This window comes from Streptomyces hainanensis (assembly GCF_004348415.1).
Lineage (GTDB): Bacteria > Actinomycetota > Actinomycetes > Streptomycetales > Streptomycetaceae > Streptomyces > Streptomyces hainanensis.
In genome coordinates, this window is the sequence record NZ_SMKI01000320.1 from 1 (window position 1) to 9,104 (window position 9,104).

Annotated in this window: 8 protein-coding genes; 4 read left to right on the forward strand and 4 right to left on the reverse strand. The window is 74.3% G+C overall.

The genetic code is table 11. The annotated features are described in order from the left end of the window. Positions 1–45: 45 nt before the first annotated feature. Entirely contained in the window at positions 46–1,134 is a 1,089-nt protein-coding gene (locus E1283_RS25255; RefSeq protein WP_132820448.1) for a citrate synthase 2, read from the reverse strand. 316 nt (positions 1,135–1,450) lie between these two features. Between E1283_RS25255 and pdxH the strand changes: the two genes are divergently transcribed. Next, positions 1,451–2,074: a pyridoxamine 5'-phosphate oxidase gene (gene pdxH / locus E1283_RS25265; protein ID WP_132820449.1), complete on the forward strand. Its 624-nt coding sequence runs from the start codon at positions 1,451–1,453 to the stop codon at positions 2,072–2,074. A 399-nt stretch (positions 2,075–2,473) separates the two neighbouring features. Next, the gene (locus tag E1283_RS25270; RefSeq protein WP_243745094.1) at positions 2,474–3,934 is read left to right on the forward strand and encodes a PAS domain-containing protein; all 1,461 of its coding nucleotides are present in this window, start codon (positions 2,474–2,476) and stop codon (positions 3,932–3,934) included. A 23-nt stretch (positions 3,935–3,957) separates the two neighbouring features. Here the strand turns inward: E1283_RS25270 and E1283_RS25275 are convergent, their stop codons facing one another. Then, positions 3,958–4,746 (reverse strand): SIS domain-containing protein, encoded by a 789-nt coding sequence (locus E1283_RS25275; protein WP_132820451.1) that lies wholly within the window; start codon positions 4,744–4,746, stop codon positions 3,958–3,960. Between the two features lie 133 nt (positions 4,747–4,879). Here E1283_RS25275 and E1283_RS25280 point away from each other — a divergent pair, with 133 nt between their 5' ends. Next, complete coding sequence (locus E1283_RS25280) at positions 4,880–5,572, forward strand: iron-dependent transcriptional repressor DtxR (RefSeq protein WP_132820452.1); 693 nt, start codon at positions 4,880–4,882, stop codon at positions 5,570–5,572. A 226-nt stretch (positions 5,573–5,798) separates the two neighbouring features. Then, positions 5,799–6,680: an alpha/beta fold hydrolase gene (locus tag E1283_RS25285; protein ID WP_132820453.1), complete on the forward strand. Its 882-nt coding sequence runs from the start codon at positions 5,799–5,801 to the stop codon at positions 6,678–6,680. 53 nt (positions 6,681–6,733) lie between these two features. On the opposite strand, the gene E1283_RS25290 is transcribed toward E1283_RS25285, so the two are convergent. Both E1283_RS25290 and E1283_RS25295 read right to left on the reverse strand, forming a co-directional pair. Beyond that, positions 6,734–8,329, reverse strand: a complete 1,596-nt coding sequence (locus E1283_RS25290; RefSeq protein WP_132820454.1) for a transporter — start codon at positions 8,327–8,329, stop codon at positions 6,734–6,736. After that, positions 8,326–9,084, reverse strand: coding sequence for an ABC transporter ATP-binding protein (locus E1283_RS25295; protein ID WP_132820455.1), 759 nt, complete (start codon positions 9,082–9,084; stop codon positions 8,326–8,328). The genes E1283_RS25290 and E1283_RS25295 overlap by 4 nt, the downstream gene beginning before the upstream one ends. Between the last annotated feature and the right edge of the window lie 20 nt (positions 9,085–9,104).

Here is a 9,104-nt window from a genome sequence, read left to right on the forward strand (position 1 = left end):
CCTCAGGCCGTGGCCGCCCCGGCCCCGGCCCCGGCTCCCGCCGCCTCAGGCCCTGGCCGGGACGGAGTCGCGGCCCCGCGGGCCGGGGCCGACGTAGTGTGCCGACGGGCGGATCAGGCGACCCGTCCGCTTCTGTTCCAGGATGTGCGCCGACCAGCCCGCCGTCCGCGCGCAGGTGAACATCGCCGTGAACATGTGCGCCGGCACCTCCGCGAAGTCCAGCACGATCGCCGCCCAGAACTCCACGTTGGTGGCCAGCACCCGGTCGGGGCGGCGGGCCGAGAGCTCGGCCAGCGCGGCCCGCTCCAGCGCGGCAGCCACCTCGTAGCGCGGCGCGCCGAGCTCCCGCGCCGTCGCGCGCAGCACCCTCGCGCGCGGGTCCTCGGCCCGGTAGACGCGGTGGCCGAAGCCCATCAGACGCTCACCGGCGTCCAGCTTCCGCCGGACGTAGCCCTCCGCGTCGTCCGTCTTCTCGATCTCCTCGATCATGCCGAGCACCCGGGCCGGCGCCCCGCCGTGCAGCGGGCCCGACATGGCGCCGACCGCGCCGGACAGCGCGGCCGCCACGTCCGCGCCGGTGGAGGCGATGACGCGGGCCGTGAAGGTGGACGAGTTCATGCCGTGCTCGGCGGCCGAGATCCAGTAGGCGTCGAGCGCCGCGACGTGCCGCGGGTCGGGCTCGCCGCGCCAGCGGCGCAGGAACCGCTCGGTGATGCTGTCCGCCCTGTCGATCTCCCGCTGCGGCACCATCGGCAGGCCGACGCCGCGCGCCGACTGGGCGACGAAGCTCAGCGCCATCACGGCGGCCCGTGCCAGGTCGGTGCGGGCCTGGGCGGCGTCGATGTCCAGCAGCGGCCGCAGTCCCCACACCGGCGAGAGCATCGCGAGCGCCGCCTGCACGTCCACCCGGACGTCTCCGGAGTGCACCGGGATCGCGAACGGTTCGGCCGGCGGCAGTCCCGGCGCGAACGAGCCGTCCACGAGCAGGCCCCACACCTCGCCGAAGGTGACCTGGCCCACCAGCTCCTCGATGTCCACGCCCCGGTACCGCAGCGCGCCGCCCTCCCGGTCCGGCTCGGCGATCTCCGTCTCGAACGCGACGACTCCTTCGAGCCCGGGGACGAAATCGGACATCAGGCGGCTCCTCGGTAGCGTCAGGTGGCGCGCGGCGCGCGATGGTCGCGTGCGATGGGCTGTGCGCGATGGCTTTGCGTGTGAAGTCTTTTGCGCGTTAAGTCTGGCGACAAGTCTGGCGGTCACCTTAACTCCGGGTGTCCCCAGGTCACAGAGCATGGGACAAAACTCCGAGCCGTCCGACACCGTCAGCGGCGTGTTGCAAGATATGCGCGTGTCCCACGCCGACAACGCCCCCCAAGCCGCCGCCCGCACCCCCGACGAACGCAGAGCCACCGGCCGAGGCGCCCCGAGCCCACAGCTCGACCCGGCCGCGATGCGCGCCAAGTACCGTGACGCGGGGCTCGACGAGAGCGATCTGGCCGCCGACCCGATCGAGCAGTTCGAGCACTGGTTCACGCAGGCCGTGGACAGCGGGCTGCACGAACCCAACGCGATGGTCGTCGCCACCGCGGACGCCGCCGGCCGCCCCAGCACCAGGACGGTGCTGCTCAAGCGCTTCGACCGGCGCGGCTTCGTCTTCTTCACCAACTACGGATCCCGCAAGGGGCAGGACATCGAGGCGAACCCCGCCGTCTCGCTCCTCTTCCCCTGGCACGGCATCGCCCGCCAGGTGATCGTCTCCGGCACCGCGGAGCGCACCGGGCGGGACGAGACGGCCGCCTACTTCAGGACCCGGCCGCACGGCTCCCAGCTGGGCGCCTGGGCCAGCGACCAGTCGTCGCGGGTGCCGTCCCGGGCGCGGCTGGACCAGCTGTACGCGGAGCTGGCCGACCGGTATCCGGAGGGGGAGGACGTGCCGGCGCCGCCGCAGTGGGGCGGCTACCGGGTGGTGCCGGAGGCCGTCGAGTTCTGGCAGGGCCGGGAGAACCGGCTGCACGACCGGCTGCGGTACGTGCGGAAGGACGGCCGCTGGGCGGTGGAGCGGCTCTGTCCCTGACGGAGGGGCGGAAACAGAACGATCCGCGGGCCTTGGTCCCCGGGGCTCGCGCCCCGGGGAGCCGGCCGGACGTTACCGGCGGCCCGCGGATCGGGTGACTGCTGGGATTGCCGGGCGGTGCCGGCTCCACACGTCGTGGGACGGCGACCGCTAGGCCGCAGTCACCTCACGCGTCCGGTTGTCATACATCTGCCGAACCACCTCCCTTCTCGTGTACCCCGCACGTTAGGCGCCGCCCCCGAGGCGCCACAAGCGAATTTCCGCGAATGGTCAGGGACCGGGACGGGGTCGGGCCGGGGGTACCAGATTCGCCCGAACCCTATGTGACCGCCATCACCATGCAGTTGAATGGTCCGGCGCACGCGACCGGCGCTCACTCTCCTGTGCTGGGGGTATCAGGTGACCACTCACTCCGAGGTTTCCGGGCCGGTATCCGGGGCCGAGTCCCGGGCCACGTCGCCGGGCAGGCCCGCGACATCCGACGACCGGCTGCTGGCCGCGCTGCTCGACGGCATGGAGGCGGCCCTGTTCGCCGTCGACCCGAGCGGCCGGGTCACCCACTGGAACCGCAAGGCCGAGCGGATGCTCGGCTGGACGCGCGAGCAGGCCGTGGGACGAACCGGGCTCGGCGGCTGGGCGGTGCGGGAGGCGGACGCGGCCGACGTGATGGACCGGCTGCTCGCCGCGCTCCGCCCGCCGACCGGCGGCGGACGGCCGTTCCAGGAGTTCCCGCTGCTCAGGAAGGACGGCGGCCGGGTCCTGGTCCGGGCCAACGCCACCGCCATGCGGGACCCGGACGGCCGGCCGACCGGCGTCTACTGCGCCTTCGGCGAGGCCCACGCCCAGCTCGACCTGGAGCGGAACCTGGCGCTGAGCGAGGCGCTGCTCGGCGACTGCGACACGTGGGCCACCGTGCTGGTCGACGCCGACCTGCGCACGGTGGCCGTCAACGACGCCGCGGCCGAGGCGCTGGGGGTGACGCCGGTGGACATGCTGGGCGAGCCGCTCGGCGAGTTCTTCGGCGCCGGCCTGGACGAGCTGGAGAGCGGCCTCGAACAGGCGCTGGCCGGCCAGCCGCCGGCCGGGCCCGTCGAGCTGTGGCTGACGCTGCTCGACGACGACAGCCGCGACGACGACCGGTTCGGCGATCCGGCGCCGGCGGGCGGCCCGCCCGGCGGCCCGCGGCGCTGTCTGACCAGCGGCTTCCTCCGGCTCGGCTCGCCGGCCGCGCCCGAGCCCGCGCCGCTCGGCGTGGCCTGGGTCTTCCAGGACGTCACCCGGGCCAGGCGGCACGCCCAGGGCGCGGCCAGGCAGCGCTTCCGGGACGGCCAGCTCTCCCGCGCGGCCAGGGCGGCGGCCGACTGCGAGGACCCGCTCGACGCGGCGATGCTCCAACTCCACTACGCCCTGGCCGGGTTCGCCGACCACGCGCTGCTCGACACGGCTTCGTCGCGGGCCGCGGGCGCGGCCAACGCGGCCCATGTCGGGCATCTGGTGCGGATCGCGGAGAGCCCCGGCACCTTCGGCGCCGCCCCGGCGGCGCGCGGGGTCGTCGTCCGCTACCGGCAGGGGCATCCGGCGCTCCAGGCGCTGGAGCGCGGAATGCCGGTGCGCGCCACCGGCGGCGTCTCGCGCTCCACGTGGGCGGTGGAGCACCGGTGGCCCAAGGACGCGGAGCACGCGCTGTGCGTGGTGCTGCGCAGCCGGGGCCGGAGCCTGGGGGTGCTGACGTTCCTGCGGGGCGCGAGCCGGCGCCCGTTCGACCGGTCCGACGCGGCGTACGGCGAGGACGTGGCGCTGCGGGTGGCGGCGGCGATCGACCTGCACGGGCTGGCGGGCGGCGGTGGCGGGGCGCGTTAGGTCAGGGCCTACCGGCGCAGGGCCTACCGGCGCCAGAGGATGCGGTCGGCGTGCTCGGTGACCACCCGGTCGTTCCACTCCCGCCCGCCGTCCACGTTGGCCGAGCGGAGCAGCGGCGGTTGGCTGCCGCCGGCGGCGAGCAGCCCGGCGGCCTCGGCGACGACGGCCTGGAGCAGCGCGCAGGTGACGACGGTGGAGGCGGGGGCGAAGGGGGCGTCGATGCCCTCGCTGGTCAGGGTCGTGTCGCCGTAGGGGACGTGGCTGTCGAGGACGACGTCGCAGTGGTCCTTGAGGAAGGTGCCCGAGGGATGGCGGGAGCTGGTGAGCTCGGCGTAGCCGGCGGAGGTGGCGCCGACGACGGTGAGCCCGCGCGTCCTGGCGTGGGCGGCCATCTCGACGGGGAGCGTGTTCCGGCCGGAGAGGGAGACGACGATCAGCAGGTCGCCGGCGGTGGCCGGGCTGTTGTCGAGCGTGGCGGTGGCGAGGCCGCCGACGTGTTCGAGGGCGCTGCCGAGGGTGGCGGGGGAGACGTCGACGCCGGTGGTGCCGGGGACGGCGAGCAGGTTCACCAGGGCGAGGCCGCCGGCGCGGTAGACCAGGTCCTGGGCGGGGAGGGCGGAGTGCCCGGCGCCGTAGGCGAAGATCTTGCCACCGGCCATGACGGTGTCGGCGAGCAGCACCGCGGCGCGGACGACGGAGTCGTGCTCCCGGTCACGGACCTGGCGCAGCAACTCGATGGCGGCGTCGAGGAATCGACTGCCGAGGCTGTCGAGGCTGCCGAGGGCGCTGTCACCTGGGGTGGTCTCCGTCACGCTGCACACCGTAATGGTCTGGACCAGATCGGTGTCAAGATGCGTGCGCCCCGCGCGGTCGAACGGGAACGGTTGTCGGTGGCGTGCGTCAGAATTGGCACAGGGCCACCGCACGAGCTATCGAGGGGCACGTATGTCCGGACTGATCGACACCACCGAGATGTACCTCCGCACCATCCTGGAGCTGGAGGAGGAGGGGGTCGTTCCGATGCGTGCCCGTATCGCCGAGCGCCTCGAGCAGAGCGGCCCCACGGTCAGCCAGACAGTCGCCAGGATGGAGCGGGACGGGCTGCTGACCATCGCCGGGGACCGGCATCTGGAGCTGACGGACGAGGGCCGGCGGCTGGCCCAGCGGGTGATGCGCAAGCACCGGCTCGCGGAGTGTCTGCTGGTCGACGTGATCGGTCTCGAGTGGGAGCACGTGCACGCCGAGGCCTGTCGTTGGGAACACGTGATGAGCGAGGCCGTGGAGCGGCGGGTGCTGAAGCTGCTGAACCACCCGACCGAGTCGCCCTACGGCAACCCGATCCCGGCGCTCGCCGAGCTGGGCGAGGCGGGCGAGGCCGACCCGTTCCTCTCGGAGGGCATGGTGGCCCTGTCCGAGCTGGACGCGGACGGTGGCAAGACGGTGGTCGTCCGGCGGATCGGGGAGCCGATCCAGACGGACGCGCAGGTGATGCACACGTTGCGGCGGGCGGGGGTGCAGCCGGGGGCCTCGGTGAGCGTCACCTCGGGGTCCGCCGGGTCCGTCCAGGTCGGCAGCGGCGGCGAGGCCGCCGAGCTGGCCCACCATGTCGCGATGCACGTGTTCGTCGCCAAAGGCTGAAGCCCGGCAGAGTGGGCCCGTCCCGGAGGCGAACGAGCGCCGGGGCGGGCCCTTCGTCTGGCCGGGCAGCCCGGGGGCCGGGCTTCGGCCGCCGAGCGCAACGGAGCGACTGTTCGAACAGGATGGTCGCTCATCCCGCACGGTTTTCGAACTTACATTCGATATCGTGGTCTTCGGTCGCCGCACGGCGACGTCGACCCGAGGCCGGAGGAAGGGGACGGAGGTCATGGCGCGGTGCGTTGATGTGACGGGGCACGGCGGCGTGCGTCTCGCGGCGTGGGAGTTCACCGAACCACCCGCGACGGCTGACGGGGGAAGCGCGGCACCCGGTCCTGGGGTGCTGCTGCTGCACGGACTGATGGGGCGGGCCGCGCACTGGGCGACGGCGGCCGGCTGGCTCTCCCGGCGGTACCGGGCCGTCGCCCTCGACCAACGCGGCCACGGCCGCAGCGAGAAGCCGGGCAACTGGCCGCTGGACGGCGACGTGTTCGTCGCGGACGCCGAGGCCGCCATCGAACGCCTCGGCCTCGGCCGGGTGGCGCTGATCGGCCACGCCATGGGCGCGCTGGTCGCCTGGCGGCTCGCGGCCCGCCGGCCCGACCTGGTGAGCTCGCTGGTCATCTGCGACATGCGGGCCGCGGCGCTCGGTGCCGGCTCGCAGCGGGCGCTGCGCGGCTGGCTCTCCTCCTGGCCGCTGCCCTTCGCCAGCCGGGCCGCGGCCGAGCGCTGGTTCGGCGAGGACGACCCGGCCCTGGAGCGGCCCAACCCGGCCCGCGGCCACTTCTACGCCTCGGTGATGACGGAACGCCCGGACGGCTGGCAGCCGATGTTCTCCCGCCACCAGATGCTGGTCGCGCGGGAGGGCTGGGCCCACGACGCCCACTGGGACGAACTGGCCGGCGTCGACTGCCCGACCCTGGTGATCCGCGGCGTGGACGGCGAACTCGGCCGCGCCGAGGCCCACGAGATGGTGCGGGTCCTCCCGCGTGGCCGCTACGCCGACATCCCCGACGCGGGCCATCTCGCCCACCTCGAACGCCCGGAGGAGTGGCGCACGATCGTCGAACCGTTCCTCACCGAGACGACCGAGGCCGCGGCGCTGAGCTGACCCACCCGCGGCCGGAGCGGGCGGGCGCGCGCCAGGGCGCGCCCGCCCGCCGGTCAGCCCCGGCTGACGGCGGTCAGGATCTCGGGGAGGCGGTCGGCGGTCCAGCGGGCCGCCACCCGGAGGCCGGCCCAGGCGAGGAGCAGGCCGTAGGCGGCGCCGAGCGGCAGGATCGTCCAGACCAGGCCGTCGGCCGCGCCGTGCAGCCACATCGTCAGGGCGATCAGCGGCGCGCACAGCGCGGCACCGCAGGCCAGGCCGGCCAGGATGCCGACCCAGGCCACCGAGCCCTGGCCTGGCGCCACGTTCTTCATCGGGTTGTCCTGCGGCACGCTGTACGGGAAGCGCGCGCTGGCCACCGCGCCCGCCGCCAGCAGCGCGCCCAGCGCAGCCAGGGCCACGCCCAGCGCGTCAGGCAGGGCGGACGGCACGCCGAGCAGCACCGCCGAGAGCACCACCACCACGGTGGTGAACGGCACGGCCACCAGGGCGATGGCCAGCGCCCGGCCGCGGAGTTCGGCGAGCGCGTCCCGGCGGTCGGCGATGGTGCCGGCGACCAGCCAGAAGCCGCTGTAGTCCTGGCCGAACTGGTTGAACATCAGCAGGCCGAGCATCCCCGACGCCCAACAGGACTGGTAGACACTGGCGTTGCCCTGGGCCGCCCAGATCACCGGGAACAGCAGGCCCATGCCGAGCGCCATCACCCAGCCCATCTTGGTCTTGGGATCCCGCCACGCGTACCGCAGCGATCGCTCCATCGCCGCCCCGGCGCGCCCCTCCGGCAGCCACCGCGACCAGGCCCGGCCGGTGCCGCTCCTGGCCGTCTCCGACCCGGACTCCCCCAACGTGGACGCGTCGGGCGCCGTCATCAGCCGGGTCAGCGTGCGGCTCCACCAGCCGAGCAGCAGCGCGAGGGCCGCGCCGGTGACCGCCAGCGCGCCGAGCGCCACCCCGTACGAGCCGTCGCTCGCGGCCCGCACCGCCGTGATCCCGGAGGCCGGCGGCACCCAGCCCAGCACGTCGGCCAGCGAACCCAGCGAATCCAGATTCTCCTCGGAGAGCCGGGAGAGCCCCAGGTTGAGCCCCTGGATGCCGAAGACCACCACGATCCCGCTGAGGATCGCCAGGTCGCGCCCGCGCCGGCTGCTCAGCAGCCGCGCGTTGGCCGTGGCTATCGCCCGGGTGAGCGTGGTGCACACCAGCAGCACCAGCGGCACCACGACGACCGACACCAGCCAGCCGGCCGCCGACTCGGCCACCGCCACGGCCGCGCCGGAGACCAGCAGCAGCGAGAACAGCGGCCCGGGGCCCACCACCGAGGCCGCCAACTGGCCGGCCAACAGGGCGCGCGGCGACAGCGGCAGCATCGCGAGCCGGCCCGGGTCGAGCGTCTCGTCCGCCCCGCCGACGAACAGCGGGAGGAACGCCCAGCCGAGGCCGATCAGCGCCACCAGCACCACCGACAGGTCCACCGCGTGCTCGGCCCCGCGCAGCGCCACCATGCCGAGCAGCGTCAGCCCGCCCACCAGCAGCGAGAGCAGCACGCTGCCGACGAAGGCCGCCGACCGCCCGGTCGTCTGCCGCACGCCGTTCCGCAGCAGGGAGAGCTTGAGCCGGACGAAGACCGCCGACACCGCGACCGCGGAGCTCACGCGCGGCCACCGCCCAGCCAGTCGAGCCGCTGGCCCTCCGGGTTGCCCCGGACGCCCACCAGCTCGAGGAAGGCGCTCTGCAGCGACTCCGCGTCGCCCCGCACCTCGGCCAGCGACCCGTGCGCCCGGATCCGCCCGGACGCCAGCACCGCGACCCAGTCGCACAGCGACTCCACCAGCTCCATCACATGGCTGGAGAACACCACCGTGGCACCGGAGCCCGTGTAGCGCTCCAGCACGCCCCTGATCGTCTGCGCCGAGACCGGGTCGACGCCCTCGAACGGCTCGTCGAGGAACAGCACTTCGGGGTTGTGCAGCAGCGCGGCGGCCAGGCCGATCTTCTTCCGCATGCCCGTGGAGTAGTCGATGATCAGCTTGTGCCGGGCGCCCGCCAGGTCCAGCACGTCGAGCAGCTGCTCGGCGCGCCGCTCCACCTCGGCGGCCGGCAGCCCCCGCAGCCGGCCCAGATACCGCAACAGCTCGTGCCCCGTCAGCCGCTCGAAGAGCCGCAGCCCCTCGGGCAGCACCCCGATCCTGGCCTTGACCCCGACCGGATCCCGCCACACGTCGTGGCCGGCGATCTCCACCAGGCCCGCGTCCGGCCGCAGCAGCCCCGTGATCATGGACAGCGTCGTCGTCTTGCCCGCGCCGTTCGGCCCGACCAGGCCGATGAACCGGCCGGCCGGCAGATCGAGGTCGATGCCCGACACCGCGACCTGCTCGCCGAAGCTCTTCCACAGCCCCCGCACCCGCACGGCGACGGGCGCCTCGGCGC